Annotated in this window: 23 protein-coding genes; 2 read left to right on the top strand and 21 right to left on the bottom strand. The window is 62.4% G+C overall.

Annotation, left to right across the window (positions count from 1 at the left end):
• Nucleotides 1-20: 20 nt before the first annotated feature.
• The 5 genes from AUC43_RS08315 to AUC43_RS08295 all read right to left on the bottom strand — a co-directional run bounded on the left by AUC43_RS08315 (nt 21) and on the right by AUC43_RS08295 (nt 3,904).
• Nucleotides 21-515, bottom strand: coding sequence for a PaaI family thioesterase (locus tag AUC43_RS08315; protein WP_068191831.1), 495 nt, complete (start codon nt 513-515; stop codon nt 21-23).
• Nucleotides 516-538: 23 nt separating this feature from the next.
• Nucleotides 539-1,084 (bottom strand): PPC domain-containing DNA-binding protein, encoded by a 546-nt coding sequence (locus AUC43_RS08310; RefSeq protein WP_068191829.1) that lies wholly within the window; start codon nt 1,082-1,084, stop codon nt 539-541.
• Nucleotides 1,085-1,136: 52 nt separating this feature from the next.
• Nucleotides 1,137-2,414, bottom strand: a complete 1,278-nt coding sequence (locus AUC43_RS08305; RefSeq protein ID WP_068191828.1) for a hypothetical protein — start codon at nt 2,412-2,414, stop codon at nt 1,137-1,139.
• Nucleotides 2,411-3,193, bottom strand: a complete 783-nt coding sequence (locus AUC43_RS08300) for a hypothetical protein (protein ID WP_068191826.1) — start codon at nt 3,191-3,193, stop codon at nt 2,411-2,413. Before AUC43_RS08300 ends, AUC43_RS08305 begins: the two co-directional genes overlap by 4 nt.
• A gap of 138 nt (nt 3,194-3,331) precedes the next feature.
• Nucleotides 3,332-3,904: an RNA polymerase sigma factor gene (locus AUC43_RS08295; RefSeq protein ID WP_068191824.1), complete on the bottom strand. Its 573-nt coding sequence runs from the start codon at nt 3,902-3,904 to the stop codon at nt 3,332-3,334.
• A gap of 138 nt (nt 3,905-4,042) precedes the next feature.
• Between AUC43_RS08295 and AUC43_RS08290 the strand changes: the two genes are divergently transcribed.
• Nucleotides 4,043-4,582, top strand: a complete 540-nt coding sequence (locus AUC43_RS08290; protein WP_157780991.1) for a hypothetical protein — start codon at nt 4,043-4,045, stop codon at nt 4,580-4,582.
• Nucleotides 4,583-4,689: 107 nt separating this feature from the next.
• On the opposite strand, the gene amaB is transcribed toward AUC43_RS08290, so the two are convergent.
• The 8 genes from amaB to deoC form a co-directional block, all read right to left on the bottom strand.
• On the bottom strand, nt 4,690-6,297 hold the full coding sequence (gene amaB / locus AUC43_RS08285) for an L-piperidine-6-carboxylate dehydrogenase (protein ID WP_068191819.1): 1,608 nt from the start codon (nt 6,295-6,297) through the stop codon (nt 4,690-4,692).
• 149 nt (nt 6,298-6,446) lie between these two features.
• Nucleotides 6,447-6,902: a hypothetical protein gene (locus tag AUC43_RS08280; protein ID WP_157780990.1), complete on the bottom strand. Its 456-nt coding sequence runs from the start codon at nt 6,900-6,902 to the stop codon at nt 6,447-6,449.
• A gap of 264 nt (nt 6,903-7,166) precedes the next feature.
• Nucleotides 7,167-8,669 (bottom strand): Do family serine endopeptidase, encoded by a 1,503-nt coding sequence (locus AUC43_RS08275; protein WP_068191816.1) that lies wholly within the window; start codon nt 8,667-8,669, stop codon nt 7,167-7,169.
• 236 nt (nt 8,670-8,905) lie between these two features.
• Nucleotides 8,906-9,427, bottom strand: a complete 522-nt coding sequence (locus AUC43_RS08270) for an Hsp20/alpha crystallin family protein (RefSeq protein WP_157780989.1) — start codon at nt 9,425-9,427, stop codon at nt 8,906-8,908.
• Nucleotides 9,428-9,670: 243 nt separating this feature from the next.
• A complete protein-coding gene (locus AUC43_RS08265) occupies nt 9,671-10,522 on the bottom strand; it encodes a hypothetical protein (RefSeq protein ID WP_068191811.1) in 852 nt (283 codons plus the stop codon).
• A 30-nt stretch (nt 10,523-10,552) separates the two neighbouring features.
• Nucleotides 10,553-11,743 (bottom strand): M20 metallopeptidase family protein, encoded by a 1,191-nt coding sequence (locus tag AUC43_RS08260; RefSeq protein WP_068191809.1) that lies wholly within the window; start codon nt 11,741-11,743, stop codon nt 10,553-10,555.
• Nucleotides 11,744-11,941: 198 nt separating this feature from the next.
• Complete coding sequence (locus tag AUC43_RS08255; RefSeq protein ID WP_157780988.1) at nt 11,942-12,505, bottom strand: hypothetical protein; 564 nt, start codon at nt 12,503-12,505, stop codon at nt 11,942-11,944.
• On the bottom strand, nt 12,486-13,154 hold the full coding sequence (gene deoC / locus AUC43_RS08250; protein WP_068191806.1) for a deoxyribose-phosphate aldolase: 669 nt from the start codon (nt 13,152-13,154) through the stop codon (nt 12,486-12,488). The genes AUC43_RS08255 and deoC overlap by 20 nt, the downstream gene beginning before the upstream one ends.
• Nucleotides 13,155-13,375: 221 nt before the next feature.
• Between deoC and AUC43_RS08245 the strand changes: the two genes are divergently transcribed.
• Entirely contained in the window at nt 13,376-13,816 is a 441-nt protein-coding gene (locus tag AUC43_RS08245; RefSeq protein WP_068191804.1) for a hypothetical protein, read from the top strand.
• 227 nt (nt 13,817-14,043) lie between these two features.
• On the opposite strand, the gene secA is transcribed toward AUC43_RS08245, so the two are convergent.
• From secA to AUC43_RS08205, 8 genes are all read right to left on the bottom strand, one after another.
• Nucleotides 14,044-17,445, bottom strand: a complete 3,402-nt coding sequence (secA, locus tag AUC43_RS08240) for a preprotein translocase subunit SecA (protein WP_068191802.1) — start codon at nt 17,443-17,445, stop codon at nt 14,044-14,046.
• 158 nt (nt 17,446-17,603) lie between these two features.
• Nucleotides 17,604-18,503: an SDR family oxidoreductase gene (locus AUC43_RS20885; protein WP_068191800.1), complete on the bottom strand. Its 900-nt coding sequence runs from the start codon at nt 18,501-18,503 to the stop codon at nt 17,604-17,606.
• Entirely contained in the window at nt 18,493-19,878 is a 1,386-nt protein-coding gene (locus tag AUC43_RS20880) for a family 1 glycosylhydrolase (RefSeq protein ID WP_071885844.1), read from the bottom strand. Before AUC43_RS20880 ends, AUC43_RS20885 begins: the two co-directional genes overlap by 11 nt.
• 126 nt (nt 19,879-20,004) lie before the next feature.
• Nucleotides 20,005-21,183, bottom strand: a complete 1,179-nt coding sequence (gene glf / locus AUC43_RS08225; protein WP_068191798.1) for a UDP-galactopyranose mutase — start codon at nt 21,181-21,183, stop codon at nt 20,005-20,007.
• Nucleotides 21,184-21,229: 46 nt separating this feature from the next.
• A complete protein-coding gene (locus tag AUC43_RS08220; RefSeq protein ID WP_082684993.1) occupies nt 21,230-22,525 on the bottom strand; it encodes a glycosyltransferase family 1 protein in 1,296 nt (431 codons plus the stop codon).
• 192 nt (nt 22,526-22,717) lie between these two features.
• Nucleotides 22,718-23,263, bottom strand: a complete 546-nt coding sequence (locus tag AUC43_RS08215) for a GNAT family N-acetyltransferase (RefSeq protein ID WP_068191796.1) — start codon at nt 23,261-23,263, stop codon at nt 22,718-22,720.
• A 42-nt stretch (nt 23,264-23,305) separates the two neighbouring features.
• On the bottom strand, nt 23,306-24,091 hold the full coding sequence (gene dapF / locus AUC43_RS08210) for a diaminopimelate epimerase (RefSeq protein WP_068191794.1): 786 nt from the start codon (nt 24,089-24,091) through the stop codon (nt 23,306-23,308).
• A 74-nt stretch (nt 24,092-24,165) separates the two neighbouring features.
• Nucleotides 24,166-25,983 (bottom strand): peptidoglycan D,D-transpeptidase FtsI family protein, encoded by a 1,818-nt coding sequence (locus AUC43_RS08205; protein ID WP_071885843.1) that lies wholly within the window; start codon nt 25,981-25,983, stop codon nt 24,166-24,168.
• Nucleotides 25,984-26,052: the final 69 nt, after the last annotated feature.

The following is a 26,052-nucleotide window of genomic DNA, read 5'->3' as shown; positions in this document are numbered from 1 at the left end:
ACCCAGCAGCGCTCAATGCCCTAGCACTTCGCCCGAAATGACCAGGTGAGGCGGAAAATGGCCACCACGTCGCCAGCCTCGTCTACGCCGGTGCTGGTGCACACCACGGTGCGGCCTTCACCGGTGGCGCAGCTCTCGGCTACAGCCTGGGCGATAAGCGGGCCATCGGGGCAGGTAAAGGCAATCAGCCCCACGGCTTTCTTGGTGAAGTCGCCCTCCAGCTTCACCACCAGCATCGACACCGGGCCGCCGGCCTGCACATGCATCATGGCCTGAATGCCGCTGGCAAACTCGGCCGCCATAGCCAGGCAGGCGAAATAGATGCTGCGAAACGGGTTTTGCGTCAGAAACTTAAAGCGGATGGTCACCACGGCCTGCTCCGGCGTGAGCTGCCGGAGGCGCAGTCCCGCCAGCCAGGCCATGGGCAGCTTCTGCATCAGAAACAACCGCAGCTTCAGGGGGATGAGGACCTGCCGACGAAAGGCAGCGGCTTGGGGAGTATCGGCAACGGTCATAAACGGCTCGTAATCGGTTGGGCTCACTTCTTCTTTTGCTGCACTACTTTCCCTGGTGCGGGCGCCGGGTGCACCACCAACTCCTGATAGCCAAATGTGGGGTCGGGCTCACGCCGAAAATCCAGCTCAGGCAGCTCCCCCAGCACAATTTCGGCGGTGGTGTATATGCGGCAGCCATCCAGCAAGTGCCCGCCGATGGTGCGGCCGGTGCTGTCGGATACGGCCAGGTGCAGATGCGAGCCGTTGGTGGAGAGCGTGCCGACCAAGGAAACGATTTCGAAATGGCCCCGGTACTCGGTGGGGCCCTCCTGGTTGGCCAGCCGCAGCGTGGTTACCGTGAGGCTGCCCACGCAGGTGAGCATGGTGCCGGCCACAATGTGGTGCGCCTGCACAAAAGCCGTGAGCTGCTGGCGCAGGTCATCGCCGGGATGCAGGCGCAGGGCATACGTTCGAAGAACTGACGGTTGGGCCACGGGCACGGCAGAAGCGGTTTTGGGTTTGCCGGCATTGGGCTGGGCCACCAAGGGGTGCGCACCCAGCAAAAGCAGCGGAAAAAGCAGGCGAATCATGGCCGAAGGTAAGCGGACGCTCCGCTTCAGCTCGGGCTTCTGCCCTCCCCTCTTACTTGCTAAACCGCACGGTGCCGTAGCGCACCTTGATGTTGACATTGCCAGCGTTGCGGCCGGGCGCTGCCCCGCCGTATACCCCCAGCACGTCGCTGGTCTGTGGGCCGTTTTCCTGCGACAGCACCCGGACCATGTTTTTATCCACCAGCATCTGGCCCTGCTCGGTGCTCACATCGAACCGGAAACTGGGGGCCTCGGCAAAGCCCAGGCGAATGGTGCTGAAGCCGCCGTCGAGGTTCACCTGGCGGAAATTGGCGCCCATGTCGCGCACCACAAAATCGGGGCAGTAGCGCAAGGCCATGTCAATGCCCTGGTCGAGCCGGTCGATGGTAAACCGGGAGTAGCCCGACGAGCCGCGCAGGTTGCGCACCGTGCCCAGGGCCACGTCGCCGTACTTGCTGTGCACGGTCAGGTCCTGCACGGTGCCCATGTCCACGTCGGAGTGGTTGTTGCGCAGGTCCACGGTGGTGCCTTCGTCGAGGCGCAGGCGGGCGTAGCTGGCGTCGATGCTGGCGCGGCCGGCGTAGGCTATGCTGCAGTCGCCGTTGCCGATGTGCACAAAGTTTTGCTGGCCTTCGAGGCGGCCGGTGCGCAGGGCGCCGTATTCCACGGCCAGCTCCGTGGGGCCAGTTAAGTCGCCGGCCACTTTCACTTCGCCGAAGCTGTTGAAAACGTGCAGCGCCGTGGTGCGGGGCAGCCACACGGTGTAGTTCACTTCGTAGCGGCAGCCCCCGGCCCGCCCACGCAGCACCGGGCCGAACTTGGTGCTCACGGCCACGCCGCCGGTGCGTGCATCGTAGTCCAGCCACTCCACGCCCAGCGCATCGAGCACCTGGCGGGCGCCGGCTTCGGTTTCGGAGCGGGCCACGAGTTCGGCTTCTACCTTGATTTCCTTTTTATTCCAGGGGTTGATTTGCACCCGGCCGTAGCGCGTGTTGAGCGAGAAAGCCCGGCCCGCTTTCGGCACGGCGTAGCTGCGGCTCAGGCGCCGGCGCTGCTCGGCCTGCAGGTTTAGGCCGTCCTGGTCGCGGGTCTGTTCGGGCTGAGAGCAGCTTGGCTGCGGACCGTCTGGCTGCGAATTCTGCGGCGAGCCAGACAAGTAGTCATCGCTGACAAATGCCTGTATGGCCAGGGACTGGGCGGACAAGCAGGTGCCCACTGGCACCCACTGGCGGGGCCTGGCCGTACCCGCCGTGGGGTTCAGCAGCCCGGCCACGACCAGTGCCGCCAGCCCAACTACCCGCCAAAATGCAAGAGGCAGATGCTTTTTCATCGCGATGAATGCTGGCTATCGGCCAGTACAAAGGAGCCGGTGCTACGTTCTTCTTCCTGCGGGGCCGTGCCTATGTACAGCTGCTGGTCCAGGATATCGAGCCGAATTTGCAGGTTGCGGTTCATCGCCGTGAGCACGGCATCGGGCTGCGGATGGTGGAGCAGCTCCACCTTCAGCTTGCGGTAGCTCGAGTCGAGCGACACCAATTCGCGCTGCCAGTCCGCGTTCATGCCGGCTACGCCGGGCCCTTTCAGCTCGCGCAGTTCGCTTTGGCGGCGCGCCAGCTGGGTGGTGTAGTACGCTTCCATGCCGCGCACGGCGCGCACCAGCTGGCTATCGGCGCCGATGGTGCGGTCGGTGGCAGCCATGGCCACGGGGTTGCCGCCTTGGTAGAGGGCTGCATCTGGGACTTCCGAAGCGCTGGTTAAGCTGGTCGGGCTGGTGGCTGCGGTCAACTCCGCGGGAGCGGCGTGTTTCGTTTTCCAGGCCTCACTGGCCCCGGCCGCAAACACCAGCAGCGCCAGCGCGGCGGCCACGCCGTAGCGCTGCAACCAACTAGCAGGTCGAATTGGGCCAGCTGTGGCAACGGCCACGGCCTGGGGAGCCGACTGGCCGGCATCGGCCCGGCGCATGGCCGGCGGCGCGGAGGGCGCGGCAGCTGGGTCGGCCAACTTTTGCTCCAGCGCGGCCCACAGGTCGGGGCGCGGCTCGTGCGTGTCGAAATCGGCACGGTGCCGCTCGACGAAGTTTTCCAATGAATTATTCTTTTTAGTGTCCATGAATGAAAAGCAGACGCACGGTTCTTCCAGGTTCAGAATGGGTAGCGAGGATATCTAAGAACCGCGACCGAGCGAAAAAGGATGAAGGGTAGTGAAAGGTTATGCGATTAATTATAACGATAGATAGGCATTTATTAGTTAACTGAGCCCGCGCTGCGCGGCCAGCTCCCTGAGCCGAACCCGCGCCCGGCTGTATTGGGACTTGGAGGTGGATTCGGAAATGCCCAGAATGCCGGCAATTTCGAGGTGGTCGTAGCCTTCCAGCAGGTAGAGGCTCAGCACCACCCGGTAGCCGTCGGGCAGCTCCTGTATGCAGCGGCGCAGCACGTCGGCGCGGTAATGGGTTTCGGCTTCTTCTTCGTAGGAAGCGCCGGCGGGCTCCGCTGGTTCCTCGTGGTGCTGCTCGCCCAGCGGCACCAGCGCCAGCCGCCGCTGCCGCAGGCAATTGATGCTTTTGTTGACCACGATGCGTTTGAGCCACGCCCCAAACGAGGAGTCACCCTTGTAACCGCTCAGCTCCCGAAAAGCGCTCAGGAACGACTCCTGCAGCACGTCTTCGGCTTCGGCATAGTCGCCGGTGATGCGCAGGGCCGCGTTGAACATGGCCTTGGCGTAGCGCCGGTAAATCTCGGCCTGGGCCTGGCGGTCGTTCAGGCGGCAGCGCTCCACCAGGGGCGCATTGATGTCAACGTAAGCAACGGCAGCTTCCATGCAGATAGGTGGATTAAGAGGCTTAAGCAAGCAAAGGACTGTGCAGCGGGCGTAAGGGTTGCACCCGTATTGCTCGCGCGTAACTTGCTTGCAAATTACTGTTCTACCATGGTAAAGCCTATACTTGCTTTCATTCGTTTGCCCTTGCTACTCCTAGTGTCGGCGGTGCTTTTTAGCAGCTGTTCCAAGAAGGAAACCGAGCCCACTATTGACTTCGGGGCCGATGAAGGCATTTCGTACCGCGATGCCAGCAACATGCCCAACGGCCCGCAGGACCCGACCGACTGGACCTCGGACGCCACCTGGAACGCGCAGGAGCGCGCCCTGTTCCCCGAAGTAAACTTTGACCTGAATGGGCCTCAACAGCCAGCACTCGTCGGCGCCCGCCAGGCTTTCCCCAACCCCGCGCCCGCCGGCCAGGCCAACTGGACCCTGCAAACGCAGCGAGGCCCCGGCGGGGGCGCCGCCACCTACACCCTGCGCGTCGTTTTTGTCAACCGCAAGTACCAGGTGCTGCAACGGCTTGAGCCAGTCAACTTAATTCTGAGCCAGTCCTACGCGTTCGATTACGCCAAAATGGGCGCTCCCGCGAAAGAGGTGTTCCGCCTTTATTATGTCGTCAACAACGCCGATGGCCTCGTGTACAAAGGCCACGGCGACGTCCGCTATGGTCAGTAACCACTATTGCAGGAGCTACTTCACATGCTACCTGCCACTACAAAAAGGCCCGCCTGCAGTAGCAGGCGGGCCTTTTTCAGTGTTAGACAATGCGAAAGACGCAGCCGCTAGATATCGAACTTAATACCCTGCGCGAGCGGCAGCTCAGCGGAGTAGTTGATGGTATTGGTCTGGCGGCGCATGTAGACTTTCCAGGCATCGGAGCCGGACTCGCGGCCGCCGCCGGTTTCTTTCTCGCCGCCGAACGCGCCGCCGATTTCCGCGCCGCTCGTGCCAATATTCACGTTGGCAATGCCGCAGTCGGAGCCGGTAGCGGCCAGGAAGGCTTCGGCTTCGCGCATGTTCAGGGTGAAGATGCTGCTCGACAGGCCCTGGCGCACGTCGTTTTGCAGTTCAATGGCGTTCTGCACGTCGCCACTGTACTTGATGAGGTACAGAATGGGCGCGAAAGTTTCTTCCTGCACCGTGTGGTAGTGGTTTTCCACTTCCACCAGCGCGGGCTGCACGTAGTGGCCGCCGTGCAGCTCGGCGCCACTCAGCACCTGGCCGCCGGTGAGCAGCTTGCCCCCTTCGGCCTGCACTTTGGTGAGGGCGTCCTCGAACATCTTCACCGCGTCGGCGTCAATCAGCGGGCCCACCAGGGTGCCTTCCTGCAAGGGGTGGCCGATGGGCAGCTTGGGGTAAATGGCCAGGAGGCGGTTTTTCACCTCCTCAAACACGCTGTCTTCGATGATGACGCGGCGCGTGCTGGTGCAGCGCTGCCCGGCCGTGCCCACGGCCCCAAACACAATGGCGCGGATGGCAATGTCGAGGTCGGCGTTTTTGGTGACGATGATGGCGTTGTTGCCGCCCAGCTCCAGCAGGGCGCGGCCCAGGCGGGCGCCTACCACATCCCCTACTTTGCGGCCCATGCGGGTACTGCCCGTGGCCGATACCAGCGGCACGCGCTTGTCGGCGGCCATGGCGGCTCCAACGTCGGCCCCACCGATAACGAGGTTGAATACGCCCTCGGGGATGTCGTTGTCGGCCAGCACGTCGCGGATTATGTGCTGCACGGCCACGGCCGTGAGCGGAGTTTTCTCCGAGGGCTTCCAGATGCTCACGTCGCCGCACACGGCAGCCAGCATCGCGTTCCAGCTCCACACGGCCACCGGGAAATTGAAGGCCGAAATAATGCCCACAATGCCCAGCGGGTGGTACTGCTCGTACATGCGGTGCGCCGGGCGCTCCGAGTGCATGGTGAGGCCGTGCAGCTGGCGCGAGAGGCCCACGGCAAAGTCGCAGATGTCAATCATCTCCTGCACTTCGCCGAGGCCTTCCTGCAGGATTTTGCCCATTTCGGCGCTCACCAGCTTGCCCAGGGGCTCCTTGTATTCGCGCAGCTTATTGCCAATCTGGCGCACAATTTCGCCGCGCTTGGGGGCCGGCACCAGGCGCCAGGTCTTGAATGCCTCCTGGGCAGTTTTCACGACCGTATCGTAGTCGTCGGGCGTAGCGAAGGCTACGCTGGCAATGCGGTGGCCATCGGCGGGGGCTAGCACTGTGCGGCGGCTGGCGGTGGCGTGGCCGCCCCAGCTGCGGCCGGTGCAGTAGGCGGCGTTGTCGGCGTCGATGTGCAACTGGCGCAATACGTCCTGAATGCCGTGGGGGTCGGTGTGCGGGTGCGCAACGGTTACGTCGGCGGCCGAGGTGGCTTCTTCGAGGGCTAGCTTCATGAGGAAAGGGCGGGAATACGATGAAAGGATGCTCCCACAAATCTACGGAAAGCCAACGCCCGCCACCAACCGCGGCCGTAACCGCCCGCATTGGTTCATTATCCACCCATTCTGGCTCAATTTCCCCGGGCACCGCCCTTTCACCCCGGTTAGCTCAACCGGCTCTTTTCGCGTACGCGTACGCCGGCCCGCTCCTGCTGGTCGGTGAGCCAAGTCATGGCCTCGGCTTCGTCGTCGTAGAACAGCGGGTACGAATCGAGGGTGGCCGCGTGGCGCAGGTGCAGCTCCATTTCGGCGCTTTCGGCGGCCACGCGCTGGTGCGGCCCAGCCAGGTAGGCCGTAAACAGCGGCCCGCCCAGCGCCGAGGCTATCTGGGGCGAGAACTGGTCGCGAAACCATTCGTTCAGGTCGGGGCCGGCCAGCGGGCGCCGGCGCAGGTCCAGCAGCCAGAAGCGGCAGTTGCCGTTGGCTTTGGCCGCGGCGAGCATGGCCTCGTAGGTGCCCTGCAGTTCGGGCGGAGGCAAGGCCTGCAACCACCGGCCGATTAGGATGCCTAAATCGGGGCGGTACTCGAGCGAAAAGGCGCTGGTTGGAAATGTCGGCACGGACACGGCAAGTAAGCTATTCTGGGTAGCTATACGGGCCCATTAAACCCAGGTTTTCCTATGTTAGGCCGCACGGCCAAGTTGAGCTAACATGATTAGGAGTTGTCCTGCAGAAGCTTTTGGCATATTCGGCTCAGGTTATATAGTGCGGCTACTGCCTGAGCGGGGCAAGCGGGAGGGCGGCCTTTACTCCCACGCACACAAAAAAGCCCCTGCCGAATCCGGCAGGGGCTTTTTTTCTGATTCACGGCCACATCAGCTGGATTACTGCTGGCCGATGGGGTAGTACGCCTTGCGCCCGTCGGGGTACACGCCTTCTACCAGCGCGCCCGATTTGTCGCGGGCCTCGTCCAGGTACTTCTTCACGTCGGCGGGCTTGGTCACCTGGTTCTTGTCGATGCGGGTGATGATGAAGCCGTCGCCCATGCCCGTCTCGCGGAAGTTGCTGCCCTTGATGCCGCTGATTTTGGCACCGCCTTCCAGGCCCAGCTTGGCTTGCTCCCGGGCGGGCACTGCCGCAATGGTAGCGCCCTCATACTTAATGGCGGCCAACGCCGGCTCTTCCCGCACCACCGACGTAGTGCCGGTGGCGTTGCGCAGAACGGCCGTTACCTCGCTGGGCGTGTTGCCGCGCACGTAGTTCACTTTAATCTTGTCGCCGGGGCGGAACCGCGCCACCTGCTCCTGCAGCTGCGAGGAAGTGTTCACGACCACGTCGTTGATTTTGGTGATGATGTCGCCCATCTTCAGGCCGGCTGCGGCGGCGGCACTGCTCTCGCTCAGGCCCTGCACGTACACGCCGTTCAGGGTATTGAGCTTCTTCTCGGAAGCCAGCTTGGCGTCCACTTCCTGAATCTGCACGCCGAGCAGGGCGCGCTGCACCACTTTGTACTTCAGCAGGTCGTCGACCACTTTGCTGGCCAGCGAGCTGGGAATGGCAAAGGCATAGCCCTCAAACGAGCCCGTGTGCGAGGCAATGGCCGAGTTGATGCCAATCAGGTCGCCGTTCAGGTTCACGAGGGCGCCGCCCGAGTTGCCGGGGTTCACCACGGCATCGGTCTGGATAAACGACTCGATGCCCATGTTGTCTTTGCGGCGCAGGATGTCAATGTTCCGGCCCTTGGCCGAAACGATGCCGGCCGTCACGGTCGAGTTCAGGTTGAAGGGGTTGCCCACGGCGAGCACCCACTGGCCCACTTTCACATCGTCGGAGTTGCCGTACTTCACAAAGGGCAGGTTGTCGGCTTTCACTTTCAGCACGGCCAGGTCGGTGTTGGGGTCGGCCCCCACCAGCTCGGCCTCGAACTTGCGCTTGTCGTCGAGCACCACCTCAATCTTGGAGGCTTTGTCGATGACGTGGTTGTTGGTCACGATGTAGCCGTTGGCGGCGATAATCACGCCCGAGCCCGAACCCTGGCCGCCGCCCTGGGGCTGCTGGCCGTGAAACTGCTCAAGCTGGTCGCCAAAAAACTGGCGCAAAAACGGGTCCATCTGCTGCTGGCGCTGGTCAACGGCCGGCGCGGCGTATTCGGTCATCACGTGTACTACGGCCGGGGTCACGGCGGCCGCGGCCGCTACGAAGTTCAGTCCTTCGGGTACGGCGTAGGTGCTGCTCCGCATTTCGGAGGTATAACGTACCTGGGGGTCAGCAGCTACGGCTTGGGGCACCACGGGGACTGGCTCCAACAGCTTGTATCCCCCCACGGCCACGCCTCCGCCAAGAATGGCAGAACCGAGCAGGCCGAGCATCATTTGTTTTGCTTGCATGGGTAAGGAAAAATGAAAGGGTGATTTGGGGTAATGAAGAACCTAATTTAGGGAACCACGGATGAAAACCGAATGAGCAAAACGCATTCTTTTTCGGTAACGTCTCAAGGATTCGCTTTCGTGTCTCAGGGTTGCTTTCTAGCAGAAAATGGGCCAATTGGAGCAACTATGCCCACAACACCGACAGGAGCAAAAAAGGCACCCCGCAGAGCGCCTTTCTTGCAAAACCGGTCGCATCAGCGGATTTCGATGTGCTGCTTTATTGCTTTCTCGGTGTCGAATGGCAGGGTCAGGCGCAGGATGCCATCGGTGAGCTCCGCGCCGATGCCTTTCACGTTTACCGTTTCGGGCAGGCGGAAGCGGCGGGAGAACGCGCCATACTGGGTTTCCACGCGGCGGAGTTTGGGAGCGGCGGGGACTTCCGGAGTTACCACGGCTGGTTTGGTTTCGTCAGCGGCAGTGGTTTCGGTGGCGGTAGCAGCCGCTTCCTTGGCAGCAGCAGCCGGGTTAGGCCGGGCGCCGGATATCACCAGTTCGCCTGCGAGAAATTCAATCGTTACCGCTTCCTTCTTCACGCCGGGCAGGGCCAACTGTAGCTCAAAGCCTTCGGCCGTTTCCAGAATGTCAGCGGCGGGGGTAAAAGCGGGCGTGGATTGCGCAGTGGTAGTCTGCGGGTCGCGTAGCATGTCGGCGAGCATGACGCTCAAGGCACGGCTGGGACGCAACGAAGGGCGGGGGTTATAGAGCAAAGTGGCCATGTAAATGGTAAGAAGAATTAAGGTTTGCAGAAAAGACGTGCCGTGCATCGGCACACCTCTCTTTCCTTAAAATCTATACCAATTGAGCCACCATACGAAATGAAGACATTTTGTCCTTATTCAATAAATCATCCTGACGATTTCACACCAGGCAATAATCAAAAATGTCATTCCAAGTATACCAACCCGCTTTTAAGCACAGCGCCTACACAGCCATTATGGCATAATTCGACTACAAGCAAGCTAGTGCTGGGTGGGCAGCTGCTGTCTTTCAAACACCGTCTTGCCCTGGAACAGCGTGAACCGGGCATCAATCCCAATGACCGGCGTCGCCAAATTGAGCCGGCCGGCGGGAATGGTCACGTTGCCATTGACATCCGTTTGGGCGAGGGTGAAGCTGTAGCGCGTTTGGGACGCCACCCACGGCGTAATGTCGAAATGGTCGCTGACCCGGCAGCCCAATTCGGCGCGGGCGCTGGTGAAGTCAATGCTCCGCTGCTTGGCATCGGTGTTGGACTTGAGCAGGCGGATGCGGGTAGCTGCTTCGTAGCTCAGGCGGGGGCGCAGGGCAAAGCCGCCGCTGCCCACGGGCACCAGCTTCTCCAGGTCGACGCGCAGGCGGGCCCAGTTTTGCCCATCGGGGCCGGGGCCGCCCACGTAGCCGGCGTTGTTGGGCAGAGTGCGCTCCAGGCTCAGGCGCTGCCCAAAGGTGAGGCCCGCCAGGCTGCTGCGGTGCCGCAGCAGCGCTTCGGGCACCAGCACCAGCCGCTTGTAGCCCAGGGCCTCGAGCCGCAGCGTGCCGCCCCCGCTCCAATGCTCGCTCCAGAAATGCTCGTACCCCAGCGTGACGCGCCGCTCGTCGAAGCCCAGCCGCCGGGCGTCGCCGTTGTAGCTGGCCGACTCCACGTCACGCTGGCCGCGCAGACCCAGGAAGAGGTAATCGCCGTTTTTTAGCGCCAGCTCGGCCTGTAGTTCGGGCCAGAGCTGCAGGTCCAGGGTAGCGCGGCGGGTTTGAGCAGCGGCGGGTTGGGCCAGGAGCAGGCCACTGGCCAGCACGGCCGCGCCCCAGCGGGCAAAAGAATACCAGTAGTTCATAATTGCAAGGTAACGCCCGGCCAGCATGGCCTATTTCGTGGCCAACTCTTTGATGGCCAGCCACGCCATCAGGCCCGGACCGGTAGCCAGGGCTTTTTCGTCGATGTCGAAGGTAGGGGTGTGCACGGAGGAAGCAAAGCGGCCGTCTTCGTGCCGGGTGCCGAGGCGGTAGAAGCAGGCCGGCGCCGCCTGGGAGAAGTAGGCGAAGTCTTCGGCGGCCATCCATTGGTCCAGCTCCACCACGTTTTCGGGGCCCAGGAATTCTTCGGCGGCTGCTTTTACGCGGGCCGTGAGCACCGGCTCGTTTTCGAGGTACGGGTAGCCGTGGCGGATTTCCAGCTCGCATACGGCACCCATGCTCTCGGCCAGGCCTTCACAGAGGCGGCGCAAGTGCTGGTGAGCCTCGGCACGCCACTCCTCGTTGAGGGTGCGGAACGTGCCTTCGATGTACACTTCGTTGGGAATAACGTTGGTGGCGCCGTTGGCGATGATCTTGCCGAAGCTGAGCACCGACGGGATTTTGGGGCTGGCGCGGCGGCTCACAATCTGCTGCGCGGCCACAATAATGTGGGCTGCTACCAGCACGGGGTCGAGGTTCATTTCGGGCATGGCGCCGTGGCCGCCCTTGCCCCGCACGGTCAGATATAGCTCGTCGGTGCTGGCCATGTAGCGGCCCGAGCGGATGCCCACTTTGCCGGCGGGCAGGTGCGGAAACACGTGCTGCCCGAGCACACTCGTCACCTTGGGGTTTTCCAGCACGCCCTCCTTTATCATCAGCGAGGCGCCGCCCGGCAGCCGCTCTTCCCCGGGCTGAAACATCAGCTTGATGGTGCCCCGAAACTCGCCCTTCAGGTCGTTGAGAATGCGAGCCGCACCCAGCAGCGAGGCCGTGTGCACGTCGTGCCCGCAGGCGTGCATCACGCCGGGGTTGGTGGACTTGTACGGCACGTCGTTGGTTTCCTGGATGGGCAAGGCATCCATATCGGCCCGCAGGGCAATGGTGGGGCCGCCGGGCTGGCCTTCAATCAGAGCCAGTACGCCGGTATTGGCAATGGGCCGGGGGCTGAGGCCCATTTTTTCCAGCTCCCGCGTCACGAAGGCGGCGGTTTGGGTTTCTTCAAACGACAGCTCGGGGTGGGCATGCAGGTGGTGGCGAATGGCTACGGTATCGGCTGCGTACTGAGCGGCGAGGCGCTGGATTCGGGGAAGAAGCTCGGTCATGGCTAGGGAATTAAACGGCTACTCCCCTCCTTAGCAAGGAGGGGATGTTCGAGCCAACGGCTCGGAAGGGGGTGGTTGAGCCGTTGCACGACACCCGAACGATTCTAACGCGAGTCGTTCAACGATTCAACCACCCCAGCTGACGCGTCGCGCCAGCGTCCCCTCCTTGGCAAGGAGGGGAGTTTTGTTCTGCTAAGGCTAGGGATTCTTATTCAGCAGCACCTGCGTGGATTCCAGCTCCAGCTTCGGGGCCAGGCCGCGCAGCTTAGCAAGGCCGCGGGCGGCCTCGAGTTTGGTGAGGTAGTCACCGATATACAGGCGGTAAACCGGCGACTTGAACGTGATGTAGTCGGTTTCATCGGGGTAGCGGCCGATGATGTTGCGGCGAATGGCCATGACTTTATCCCGCTCCAGGCCCAGGTACACCAGAATGCGGTAGCCCTGGGCATACTTCACGTTCTGGTTGGTGTAGGCCTGGTCGCGCAGCCGCTGCTCAATCTGCGCATTCACGTGGTTGGTGGGCGCTACTGTGGTTTTGACGGGAGCCGTAGCCGGTCCGGCTTTGGGCATGCTGAACACGGGCCGGTACTTTGTCACGTCCTCCGCTGGCATCGTAGCCGGGGTAGCGGTAGTGCCGGCCGACCTCTTCAGCGTGGTATCGGCCGGGGAGCTGGCACGCGGGGATTTCGGGGCGGTGCTACCGCAAGCTGCCAAGGTCAGCAGCAGGGAGGCCAATAGCATCTTAGGCAGCAGTTGTTTCATTGTTTTCAGCAATCAGGGCCACACTATTGGACGAGCCGATGCGGTCGGCGCCAGCCGCAATCATTGCCTGTGCCGCGGCACGGGTGCGAATGCCTCCAGCGGCTTTTATGCGTACGTTTTCGGGCAATACGCGGCGCATTAGCGTCACGTCTTCTACCGAAGCACCGCGGCTGGCGAAGCCGGTGGAGGTTTTCACAAAATCGGCTTCGCCACCCACACACAGCTGGCAGGCCAGCTCAATTTCGGCTTCCGAAAGCAAAGCGGTTTCGATGATGACCTTGAGCAAGGCCTGGTGCACGTGGCACAAATCGGCCAGGTCCAGGATTTCGGCCTGCACCATGTCCACTTTGCCCGATTTCAGCGCCCCGATGTTAATGACCATGTCCAGTTCAGTGGCCCCGTCGTACAGGGCCACTTCGGCTTCCTTGAACTTCACACTGGAAGTGGAATAGCCCAATGGGAAGCCAATCACCGTGCAAACTGCCACTGCCGTGCCGGCCAGCTTTTCGGTGGCCAGGGCTACGTAGCACGGCGGCACGCACACACTGGCGAAGCCATGCGCAACGGCCTCTTCGCATAGCTGTAATATCTGCGCCTCGGTAGCATCGGGGCGTAGCAGGGTGTGGTCAATTCGGGCAGCGAGCGTCATGAGGCAAAGGTAGGGGGAAGGGACTGTGCATACGGCGCGGTTTACAGTACGGACGGCTCGCCTCCTATTGCTGAAACCGATACTTACGGCACGCGGCACGCGCAGTAGCGCTTGCCCTTACGGTTAAGCTAAGCATGCGCTGCTCCTTTTGAATGGTGGCAGGCCGCTTTTCGAATAGGCAGCATACTAGCGCTACATTTACTCTCTTTATTATCAAACCCATGCCCACGTCATTTTCCGATGTCTTTGCGCTGAACTACGAGTCTCAGCCCAACTTGCTGGTGGGCCGCTGGCTGAGCAACGTGCCCGACCACACCCTGCATCCGCCTCAGCAAGAGCTGCTGAGTGCAGCAATTAAACACAATCGCTGCCGCTTCTGGCTGCTCGATATGCGCAGCCAGGACCAGTACTCTCCTGCCCTACTGGACTGGCTCAAAGAACTGCTGGCCGAACAGGTGGTAATGGTGCTGGGCTCGCCGGTGTTTCTGGCCTGCGTGGCCAGCGAAAGCCACCGCGAGGAAATTGGGAGCATCGCCACCGAAACGCTGCTGCGCCAACAGGCCCAGCACGAGTTCTACCCCTACTTCTTCAACGACGAAGCCGCGGCCCGCGAGTGGCTGGCCGATAGCCAAGTGTATAGCCACCGCCAGCCCCAGCGCTAACTTCCGTCTTACTCTCCAGAAGCCTAGTTGCCACGCCCGATTGCCATTTTGAGGCCTACGCGTAGGTCGCTGGTACGGTACAAGTAGCAACAGCAGCGACCCGAGTAGGCGGTATGGTAGCGCAAAAACAGCCAAGGCCTTCCGTTGGGCAAGAATTATTCCTATAAAAAGAAACGCCCCGACCAACTGGCCGGGGCGTTTCTTTTTATTGAGCTAAAAATCGGCCTCTAGTCGACCAACACGCAGCGGTTTTCCAGCACGTCCTGCTCCACGGTCTTGTACTTCACGTCGCGCACCACGCGGCCGTCCATGTACTGCACGCTCACTTTGTCGTTGCGGTTGGCCACTTTCTGGCTGCGCACGGGCGTCTGCTTCACGGCGGGCTGGTCGTTGGGGCCCATGTCTTCGGGGCCGGCACCCAGGGTGTCGAGCATCGATTCGTGCTCCACGGTGAGCTGGGGCTGGGGCTCTTCGTCTTCGAGGTAGTACTCGGGCTCGGCGTTGGTGCCCACCATGCCTTGCTGCACCGGCACATCGGCGTGGAACAGGAACGAAGTCGTCTCCTCGTTTACCTTGCCAATCATGCGCTTAAACAGCTCAAACGACTCAAACTTATACACCAACAGCGGGTCTTTCTGCTCGTACACCGCGTTTTGCACCACTTGCTTCAGGTCGTCCATCTGGCGCAGGTGCTGGGTCCAAGCCGTGTCAATCACGGACAGCACCACTACTTTCTCCATCTGGCGCAGAATGTCGTGGCCGCCGGTGGCTTGGGCTTTGCGCAGGTTAGCAATGGCCTGTACCTGCTTCTTGCCGTCGGTGAAGGGCACCGCGATGTTCTCGTAGGGCGCGCCGTTGCTCAGCAGGTCGTTTACCAGCGGCAGGGCATTGGAGGCAATGTGCTCGTTCTTGCTCTGGAAGTAGCCCAGGGCTTCTTCGTAGAGCTTTTGGGTGAGCTGCGGCAGCTGCAGGCCGGTAAGGTCCTGCTGGGTGAGGTAGGTATCGTAGCCAAACACCCGGATGATGGCCAGCTTGAAGTCTTCGAAGTCTCCCGTGATTTTGTGACCGGCGGCGATGTCTTCGCTCACGTCATAAATCATGTTGAGGATATCCACCTCCATGCGGTCGCCGTGCAGGGCGTTGCGGCGGCGCTTGTACACCACTTCGCGCTGGGCGTTCATCACGTCGTCGTACTCCAGCAGGCGCTTGCGCGTGCCAAAGTTGTTTTCTTCCACTTTCTTCTGCGCCCGCTCGATGGAGTTGGTAATCATCGAGTGCTGAATCACCTCACCCTCTTCCATGCCCATGCGGTCCATCAGTTTCGCAATCCGGTCGGAGCCGAACAGGCGCATCAGGTTGTCTTCCAAAGACACGAAGAACTGCGAAGTGCCCGGGTCGCCCTGGCGGCCGGCACGGCCCCGCAGCTGGCGGTCAACGCGGCGGCTTTCGTGGCGCTCCGTGCCGATGATGGCCAGGCCACCCGACTCGCGCGAGGTCTCGCGCAGCTTGATGTCGGTACCACGGCCGGCCATGTTGGTGGCAATGGTCACGGTGCCGGGGAAACCAGCAGCGGCCACAATTTCGGCCTCGCGCTGGTTCTGCTTGGCGTTCAAAACCTGGTGCTGGATGCCGCGCAGCTTCAGCATGCGCGATACCAGCTCAGAAATTTCTACCGAGGTGGTACCCACTAGCACCGGGCGGCCGGCTTCGACCAGCTTCTGGATTTCCAGGGCCACGGCGTTGTATTTCTCACGCACCGTCTTGTACACCTGGTCGTCGGAGTCTTTGCGGCTGATGGCGCGGTTGGTAGGAATCACCACCACGTCGAGCTTGTAGATTTCCCAGAACTCGCCCGCTTCGGTTTCGGCCGTGCCGGTCATGCCGCACAGCTTGTGGTACATGCGGAAGTAGTTCTGCAGCGTCACCGTGGCGTAGGTCTGGGTGGCGTCTTCCACGCGCACGTTTTCCTTGGCCTCGATGGCCTGGTGCAGGCCGTCGGAGTAGCGACGGCCTTCCATCACACGGCCGGTTTGCTCGTCCACGATTTTCACCTTGCCGTCTTCGGTCAGGATGTACTGGTCGTCCTTCTCAAACAGCGTGTAGGCCTTCAGGAGTTGGTTTACGGTGTGCACCCGCTCGCTTTTTTCCTGGTAGTCGCTCATCAGCTTTTCTTTCTGATGCAGCTTCTCTTCGGCCGTAAGCGTGGCGTTTTTCTCGATGTCGGCAATGGCGGCACCGATGTCGGGCATGATGAACAGCTTGGGGTCTTCGCCCTGGGCCGTAATCAAGTCGATGCCTTTCTCGGTCAGCTCAATTTGGTTGTTCTTCTCGTCGATGGTGAAGTACAGCGGCTCGTCGGCCTTGGGCATCTGCCGGGAGTTGTCCTGCAGGTAGTGGTTCTCGGTGGCCTGGAGCACGGCCCGAATGCCGCTTTCCGAGAGAAACTTGATGAGGGGCTTGCTCTTGGGCAGACCGCGGTGGGCGCGGAACAGCATGAGGCCGCCCTCGCCGTTTTTGTCGCCTTCCTCCGCGCCGGTTTTGCCTTCGGCGATGAGCTTGCGGGCCTGCACGAGGTAGTTTTGCACCACTTTCTTCTGCTCGTCGACCAGGCGCTGAATGCGCGGCTTGAGCTGGTAGAACTCGTGCACGTCGCCGCGGGGCACCGGGCCGGAAATGATGAGCGGCGTCCGCGCATCGTCAATCAGCACGGAGTCTACTTCGTCGACCATGGCGAAGTGATGCTTGCGCTGCACGAGCTCCTCGGGGTCGCGCGCCATGTTGTCGCGCAGGTAGTCGAAGCCGAATTCGTTGTTGGTGCCGTAGGTGATGTCGGCCTGGTAAGCGGCGCGGCGCTCCGGCGTGTTGGGCTGGTGCTTGTCGATGCAGTCCACGGTGATGCCGTGGAACTCGAACAGCGGCGCGTTCCATTCGGAGTCGCGCTTGGCCAGGTAGTCGTTGACGGTTACGAGGTGCACGCCGCGCTTCGACAGCGCGTTGAGGAACGACGGCAAGGTCGAAACCAGCGTTTTGCCTTCGCCCGTGGCCATTTCGGCAATTTTGCCCTGGTGCAACACCACGCCGCCAATCAGCTGCACGTCGTAGTGCACCATGTCCCAGGTGATTTCGGCACCGCCGGCCAGCCACTTATTGCTCCAGATGGCCTGGTCGCCCTGAATGGTGCAGTTGGGGTGAGTGGCGGCGTATTCGCGGTCGTGTTCGTTGGCCGTAACCACCAGCTGGCCGTTTTCCTTGTAGCGGCGAGCCGTTTCCTTCACAATGGCGAAGGCCTGCGGCAACACTTCCAGCAGCACGGCTTCGAGGTCCTTGTTGCGCTGCTTTTCCAGCACGTCAATTTGCTCGAACAGTACCTCTTTCTGCGCCACATCGAGCTGGGGCTGGCTGTCGATTTGCTGGTGCAAGCCGGCAATCTGCCCGTCGAGGCCGGCGAGGCGCTTGTCGATGCGGGCCCGGACACTATGGGTCTGCTCGCGCAGCTGGTCATCGGTCAAGCCGGCCAGTTTGGCATATTCGGCATTAATCAGCGCCACGTAGGGCACGATTTCCTTTAAATCGCGCTCCGACTTGGAGCCAAATATTTTGGCGACGGTCTTGCCTAGGAATTCAAACATCAGGTAGTTTTTTAGCGAATAGCGCCGGGGCGCACCCCAAATTTACGGAGCCTTCCGCTAAAACCGTCCCAAAACAAAAATTACGACACCTTGGCAGAAGAGTGAGAGGTATAACAGCCCTCCGAACAGCGTAGTTCGCAGCGCGGCGTTGGTCGCGTTTAGCCAGCCACCAGCGGGTGGTGTTCCATCTCCCGCACGCAGCGGCTTAGGGCGTGCTCTAGCGAAGGCAGCACAATGCCTTGCTCGCTCACCAGCACGGTTTGCCGGGGCCGGGCCGCGGCCAAGCCGAAAGCGGCCATGGGACGCGGCACCACATAATCGGGCGACAACCCGGCGTGCTGCGCCGTCATGCGGGCCAGGTCGGCCCAGGTGCAGGCCCCGTTGTTGGTGACGTGCCAGATGCCGGCGGCTTCGTCCAGCAGCAAATCCAGCGAGGCATTCACCAGGTCGGGCACGTAGGTTGGCGAAATGCGCACGTCGTCGGCGGCTTCGAAGCGCTGGCCCCTGCGAGCCGCTTGCAGGGCAAAGTGCACGAAGTTGAATTCGTCCCAGGCGTTGAAAAAAGCACTGGTGCGCACCACCAAGGCCCGGGGGTGAACTGCCAACACGCGCTGCTCGGCGGCCAGCTTGCTGCGGCCGTACACATTCAGCGGGTTGGCCACCGACGATTCGGTGTAGGCCGCTTCCTGCTCCCCGTCAAACACCAAATCGGACGAAAACGTGAGAAACGGCAAGTCGCGCTGGGCGCAGGCCGTGGCCAGCACCGACGGGCCGGTGGCGTTTTCGCTAAAGCACTTCCCGGCCTCGGCCTCGGCCGCATCCACCCGCACGTAGCCGGCCGCGTTGAGCACCGCCCAGGGCCGAACGGTGTTCAGCACGCTTTCCACCGAAGTGGGGCTGGTCACGTCCAGCTCGGCCCGGCCCAGGGCCACGGCCACCAAGCCGCGGGTGTGGCAGATGCGCTCCACGGCCCGCCCCAGCGTGCCGTGGGCGCCAGCAATCAGCAGGGGCCGAATGGCCCGCTCGGCAATGTGGTCAGCAACGAAATCAGGCCGCATATTCTAGGTCTTCGCGTTCGTTGAGGCGCGCGGCAGGGCGCGACAGCTTGCGTTGCTTTACGGCTTTGAGCACGGGTGGTTGAGTGGGCGCCACGCTGGGCTGGAAGTCGAATCGGCCGGGGCGCTGCCACCAGCCCAGGCTTTGCATCACCGGGTGCTCGAACGGCTGGCCTTGGGCCAGGTGGCGCACCAGCTTCGCGAGCAGCGTGGGGCGCAGCCGGCCGCTGCGCACGTCAAACACGCCGGTTTCGTAGCTGTTGGCTTGGCGGGTGAGCAGGCTGTCCCAGTCGAAGGTGCCGAAAAGCGACCACACGGTGACGGCGCGCACGTCGGCCCCCTGCGCCCGGGCTCGTTGGGCCTCGTCCCACACGTAGTGCAGCCAGCGCACCTGCTCCTCGCGGGTGCAGTTGAGGTGCACTTCGGTGATGGCCACCGGCAGCTGGTAGCGCTGCCAGGCTTGCAGCAGCAGGCTCGCCACGCCGGCCAGCGGCACGTTGGCCACGCGCACGGCTTCCACGTCGGCGTAGCGTTGGCGGCCGTTGTCGGCCTCGTGGCAGGGCCAGTAGTTGCCCAGCGCTTCGTCCAGAAACCGCTCGCTGGTGAGGTAGTGGTTCAGGCCCAGCACCTGGGGCGGGCAGGGGTCGTCGAGCCAGCTTTGCAGCTCGGCTTCGCTGGCGCCGTGCTCCGTTAAGTAGCCCCAGAACAAGTGCTCGGGCGTGACGCGGCCGCACAATACGTCGAAGGTGAGCCAGCGGCGCAGGTTTTCAAAGTCGGCTTGGTACTGCATGGCCGGCGTGCTGTGCACCTGGGCCAAGTCTTCGGTTTGCACCAGTTGGGCCTTAGGAATGATTTCCCGAATGGCCTTCATGGAGAGGCGCGTCGCTTCGAGCTGGTTGAGCAGGGCGCGCACGAAGGTGCGGTTGCAGCTGGTGTGCGGGTACCAGTGGCCGTAGAGCGTGCTGAAGCGGGCCGTGGTCAGGGGCTCGTTTACGGGCGTGAAGTGCGTGAGCCAGGGGTAGCGCTGGGCCACGTTGGCCGCGTGCTGGGCCAGGCCGGTGGCAAAGCTGTCTTCGTGCAGGGCGGTGTAGCGCGGGCCGCTGCCGTGGTGCACGAGGCCAATGATGGGGTTGATGCCCAACTCCTGCAGGCGTGGCAGGCGCTCGTCGGGCCAGGTCCAGTCGCAGGCATCGGGGGTATCGGGGCTGGTATGCTCCCAGAGCACGGGGTAGCGCAGGGTTTTGAGGCCGAGGTCGGCCAGTGCGTCCAAGTCGTCGAGCCGGTGCCAGTGGCCGTTGCGGGTGAGCTGGTCAGAATAGGTGTCGCCCACGCGGCAGTGGCTGCATTCGATGCCGCCCCAGATATCTAGTTGGTTCATAGCAAAGGTGGTCGGTGGAACAATGGTCCAGCCCAGAGTTCAGCTTGGGCCAGACATAAATCAAACTGCCACCCCAACGCAGGCGCGCAGGGGTGGCAGCTGAATATGGGTACGTGAAGTACTACGTTATTCCTGCTTGGGCGAACGGCTCACCAGCTTTTCGACCAGGGCCGTGCTGCCCGAAATAGCGGGCCGGGCGGGCTTGGCGGCGGTTTCCTTTTCCGTCAGCTTCTTGTAGAGCGTCAGGGCCTGGGCCACTACCTGGTCCATGTTGTAGTACTTGTAGGTGGCGAGTCGGCCCACAAAGTGCACGTTGGGCGTTTCGTCGGCCAACTTCTTGTACTTGTTGTACAGCTCGGCGTTCTCGGCCATCGGAATGGGGTAGTACGGGTCGCCCTCGGCCTGCGGGTACTCGTACACGATGGCCGTTTTGGGGTGGTCCTGGCCGGTGAGGGCCTTAAACTCGGTGATGCGCGTGTAGGGGTGCTCGTTGGGGTAGTTCACCACGGGCGCGGCCAGGTGCTTTTCCTTGTTCAGCGTTTCGTGCTTGAACTCCAGCGAGCGGTAGGGCAGCTTGCCGAATTGGTGGTCGAAGTACTCATCCACGGGCCCGGTGAAAATCATTTCCTTGAAGGGAATGAAGTCGATGACTTCGTGGTAATCGGTGTTGAGCATCACCTTGATGTTGGGGTGGTCGAGCATCTTCTCAAACATCCGGGTGTAGCCGTGCAGGGGCATGGCCTGGTAGGTATCGGTGAAGTAACGGTCGTCGCGGTTGGTGCGGGTGGGCACGCGGCTGGTCACTGACTTGTCGAGCTGCGAGGGGTCGAGGCCCCACTGCTTGCGGGTGTAGTTCTTGAAGAACTTCTCGTAGAGCTCGCGGCCCACTTTGCTCACCACCACGTCTTCCGACGTCTTGATGACGGGCACTTCTTCGGCCACGGAAGCAAAAAACTGGTCCAGCTCAAAGCTGGTCAGGTTCAGGCCGTAGAGTTTGTTAATAGTGTCGAGGTTGATGGGCATGGGCACGTGCTGGCCGTCTACCGAGGCCAGGACGCGGTGCTCGTAGGGACGCCAGTCGGTGAAGTTGCCGAGGTAGTCGAATACATCTTTCGAATTGGTATGGAAGATGTGCGGGCCATACTTGTGCACCAGAATGCCGTCCTCATTATAATGGTCGTAGGCGTTGCCAGCAATGTGGTTGCGCTTATCGATAACGAGGACCTTCTTATTGCTGCGGGTGGCCAGCCGTTCGGCTAGCACGCTGCCGGCAAAGCCGGCCCCAACGATGAGGTAATCGAACATGGTGCGGAGGGGTATGGGCGTGGAAAGGCTAATGAAAATAATTGGGCTAAAAGCGCGGAGCCGCTGCCGGAGGCGTCACCTCCGAAACCTTTACGGCCAGTGGGGTGCCTGCGGCCGTGGCCGCATCAGGGGTTTTCGCAGCGAGGCGCTGCTGCATCAGGTCCACCATGTCCTGCCAGGTTTGGTCCCAGGAAATGGTGGCCAGGTAATCGTCGGTGCGCTGGCGCCAGTCGGCGTCGGTGCGCTGGGTCAGGGCCTTCTCAATGGCCGCGCCGAAGTCCTGGGCGTTTTCGGCGATGTGTACCAGTTTCAGGTCGCCGTAGGGCCGCACCACATCGCGAATCGGGGTGCTCACTACCGGGTTGCCGGCCGCCAGATACTCCGGCGTCTTGGTGGGCGAGATAAACTTAGTGCTTTCGTTATCAGCGAATAGCAGCGTTGCTACATCCCAACCCTTCAGGTAAGCTGGGAGTTCCTTGTAGTCCTTGCCGCCCAGGTAATGCACGTTGGGCGTGCGGGGCAGCACAGCCGGGTCAATCTTGACCACGGGCCCGATGATGACGAACTGCCACTGCGGGTGGTTCTGAGCCAGCTCGCGCAGCAGCTCAATATCCAGCCGCTCGTCGACGACCCCAAAGAAGCCCACCCGCGGGTGGGGAATGGCCGCCTGGTCGGCGGGCTCGGCCAGCGGGCCGCGGGCCAAGCCAAAGTGGGCCTTGTCGATGCTGCTCGGGAAGGCATGGGCATCGGGGTGCTGCTCCCGCTTGGCTTCGTACAGGGTGTGGCCGCCCGTGAACACGAGGTCGGCTTTCTGAAAAAGCTCCTGCTCGCGTTTCTTCAGCTCGGGGTGGGCAAACTTGAAGTTGGCCAGCTCGTCCATGCAATCGTACACGGTGAGCAAGGGCTGGAAGTGGCGCGACTTGCCCAGGGCCATGGGCGTGTAGTACCAGAAACTATATTTTGTAACGCTTTGCTCGCTAAAGAACTGGCTGAGGAGTTCAAACTGGGCCTGGTCACTGGCGGTTTCGTCGAGGCGCAGGCGCTGCGGCAAATGCGCCACTACCACCTTCACGCCGTTGTCGCGCTCTTTTATTTCGATGTGCGGCTCAACCAAATCGTCGGCGTGGTAGAAGGCGTCTTCTACATAAAAAACCCGCCCGTACTGAGCAAAGCGGGAAAGCAAATGCTGGGGACGCTGCCACACAAAGTCCCAGTGCAAATGCGCAAAGCAAACTAAGTCGGGCAGGGTATAATCAGAAGTGGTTTCGGCAGCTGATTCGCTGGGCCGGGCAGCGGTGGCGGAGGCACGCAGGGGTACTTCCACCGTCGACGATGGTGGCATGTATAACGGCAAGAAGATAATGTTTCGCGCCGCACCGGACCAACACACGATAGACGACCGGGGCGCTTGCCACCCTATACGGTGCCAGCTCCAGTAAGGATATGGTTCAGCTTGCTTTGCTAAATATTTCCGTCAGGCGCATTGCAGACCATTAATATAGAAGCGTATTGATGGGGCGGCAGGCGCAGCCATCTACAGCAGGCACTGCCATTCCACGGCATCGGCCCAGCCGGTGGGCGTGCGCAGCCACCTCAGCCGGGTGCCCACCCGCCGGAACCCAGCCGCGCGAAACAACCTCATACTGCCGCTGTTATCGGCGCCAACAGTGGCATACACCTGGTGCAAACGCAGGGCCTGGCGGGCGTGGTTTTTCAGCTGCTCGAGGGCCTGCCGGGCGTAGCCGTGGCGGCGCTCGGCGGCCAGTATCGTGATGCCCACCCCGGCCCGCTGGTGCAGGGGGTCGTAGTCAAAAAGGTCTACTACGCCCACTGGCACGCTGCTAATTTCAGTAGTCACCACAAGCCTTAGCTGGCGCACTACGTAGAAATCCGCAGTGGCCTGCGTTAAGTACTCACGGAGGGCATGCCGCGACACCGGCGCCAGCGTATCGGATACGGCCCAGATGTCCGGGTCATTCTCGAGCGCAAACAAAAAGTCCAGGTCTTCGGGCTCAAGGGCCCGCAGGCGCACGGCGGCGGGAGCAGCAGAAGCCTTGGGGGCTGGAACGGGCTGTGTCATGGTGTGTGGTGGGGCTGGCCAGGCAAACCTACCGCGCGCCGCTTACTCTTCTACTTCCCCGCTAAATACGCGCACGGCCGGGCCACTCAGCCACACGTTCTCGAATCCGCCATCGGGCCGCTGCTCAAAGGCCACTTCCAGCTGGCCGCCCGGCGTGCGCAGGCGCACCGGCGAGGTAGCCCCGCGGGCGCTGGCGGCCAGGGCCACGGCCGTCACGCCCGTGCCGCAGCTCAGGGTTTCGTCTTCCACGCCGCGCTCGTAGGTGCGCACGGGCCAGGTATGGGCGGGGTCGGCGGGCAGCTCCACGAAGTTGATGTTGGCGCCGGCCGCGCCGTAGGGCTCGCCGTAGCGCAGGGCCCGGCCTTCGGCGAAGACGTTCAGCTCGTCGAGCCCGGTGGGCAGAAAGCGGATGTGGTGCGGCGAGCCGGTGTTAAGGAAGGTATCGTGGGGGCCGGCGGCCTGGGGCGGGTCCACGTCCTGCATTTTCAGGCGCACGGTGCCGTCGGATTCCACGCGGGCCTCGTGGGGCCCGTCCACGGCCAGGAACTGCGCCGTGTCCTGAATCACGCCCAGGAATTTGGCAAAGGCCACGAGGCAGCGGCCGCCGTTGCCGCACATGGAACTGGGCCGGCCGTCGGCGTTGAAGTACACCATCTCAAAATCGTAGCCGGCCAGGTTGCGCAGCAGCATCAGCCCATCGGCCCCGATGCCGAAGCGGCGGTGGCACAGGTGGGCAATGCGGGCGTGGTTGGTTTCGTCAAACTGCCGGTTCCGGTCGTCGATGATAACAAAGTCGTTGCCGGTGCCGTGGTATTTGTGGAAGGTCATAAGCGGGAGGGCGCGTCAGGCGCCCGGTACAAAATCTATTTTGCAAAGAAACCGTTCCGCCGGCTCAATTCGCTTCAGTGCCCTTGCTCGGCCAGGTTGCCGCAGCGCAGCCACCCCTCCCAGCGCTTGCGCTTGGGCGCGATTTTGCCGCGCAGGTATTTTTCCATGATGAGGGCCGCGCACGGAGCCGCCGACAGCCCGCCGTAGCCCGCGTTTTCGATGTACACGGCCACCACAATTTTCGGCTTATTGGCCGGGGCAAAGCCGGCGAAGGTGGCGTGGTCGTCTCCCTCGTCGTTTTGCACGGTACCGGTTTTGCCGGCCACGCTGATGCCCACATCGGCCAGATTGGCCAGGTCGGCAGTGCCGCCGTGGCCGAGCGCGGCCACCATGCCCGGAATGAGTGCGGCAAAGTGGACGCTGTCGACCAGGGTCCGGTGCTTTTCCCGAAACTTCGGCAACGGCACGCCCGACGCCCCCACGGCCCGCACAAAGTGCGGCGTGATGTACCAGCCCCGGTTGGCGATGGTGGCCAGCACATTGGCCGTTTGCAGGCCGGTGAGGTTGATTTCGCCTTGGCCCACGCTGAGCGAGTAGATGTTGCGGTAGGTCCAGTTGCAGGCCCCGAGGCGGCGGTCGTAGTAAGCGGCCGTGGGAATGAAGCCAGGGCTCTCGCGGGCCACGTCCACACCGAGCAGGGTGTCGAGGCCAAAGGACTTCACGTACCGCGTCCAGGTGACCACATTTAGGTGGCGCACGGCGCAGGTATCGGCGGGTTGGGCTACGGAGTCGGGCACCTGCTCCACCACGGTTTGCAGCACCCGGTAGAAATAGGGGTTGCAGCTGTACTTCAGCGCCTGGGTCAGGTTGCGGGCGTTGGGGTGGTGGTGCACGCAATTGATAAGCGACTGGTCGCAGGGAAACGCGGCGTTGGCCGTGATGGCGCCCAGCTGCATGGCCACGGCTGCATTCACCAGCTTAAACACTGAGCCCGGTGGGTTAGCCATGGTAGCGGGCCGATTGAGCAACGGCATGTCGGGGCTGAGCAGCAGCGCACGGCGCGCCCGGCCACCGCTGGGCGCCATTATTACGGCAGGGTCGTAGGTGGGGGCCGATACGTAGCACAGGATTTCGCCGGTGGCGGGCTCCAGGGCCACAATGTAGCCGCGGCGTTCGGCCAGGATGCGCTCGGCATAGGCTTGCAGTTCGGTATCGAGGCTGAGGTGGAGGTCCTGGCCGGGGCGGTACACGGTATCGGGCGCCCAGGAGCCGTGGGGGCGGCCCAGCGCGTCGACCAGCGGGTGGTATGCCCCGCGGCGGCCCGTGAGTAGCCCGTTGTAGTAGCTTTCCACGCCGCCGTTGTGCAGGCGGTAGAAGCGGCCGCGGGCCAGCCGCTGCGCCTGGTACAGAAACGGCTGAGCGGCCGCGTAGGCATAGCCCAGCACCGGGGCGGCCACGGGCACGGTGAAGGTGCGGGCCGTGTACTCGCGCACCGTGAGGTAGGGCCACTCGTGTCGGCGCCGGCGCACGGTGTCGGCCTCAGAAGAAGTTAGCTCAATTTGCATAGGCAATTCCCGGCGCCGGATATCGACCACTCGGGCCTGCAGCGCGCTGTCCGGCCAGCCCAACAGCCGGTTGAAACGGGCCGAATCGAGAGGATGGCGCGGTGAGAAGCTGAGCAGGAATCGCCTTTCAGTATAAGCCAGTAGCGAGTCTTTCCGGTCAAACACCCGCCCGCGGTGGGGCCGCCTCACCTCGCGGTGCTGGGTGTAAGTTTCGGGCAGAAGAGCCGGGCGCGACGCAGGTGTGCGGGGCCACCAGAGAAAGAGGGCCAGCCCGGCTAGGAGCACTCCCATCAAGCCCACCCACTTCTTCCGGTTTGCAGTAAGCATCCGGTAAAGCTAGGCGTTAGCCATCGGCTTAGCTGGCATTCCTCGATGAACGGCGTTTTACCGCGGCCT

It is taken from the genome of Hymenobacter sedentarius (genome assembly GCF_001507645.1).
Taxonomy (GTDB): domain Bacteria; phylum Bacteroidota; class Bacteroidia; order Cytophagales; family Hymenobacteraceae; genus Hymenobacter; species Hymenobacter sedentarius.
This window is presented reverse-complemented; position numbering and strand designations above follow the sequence as displayed.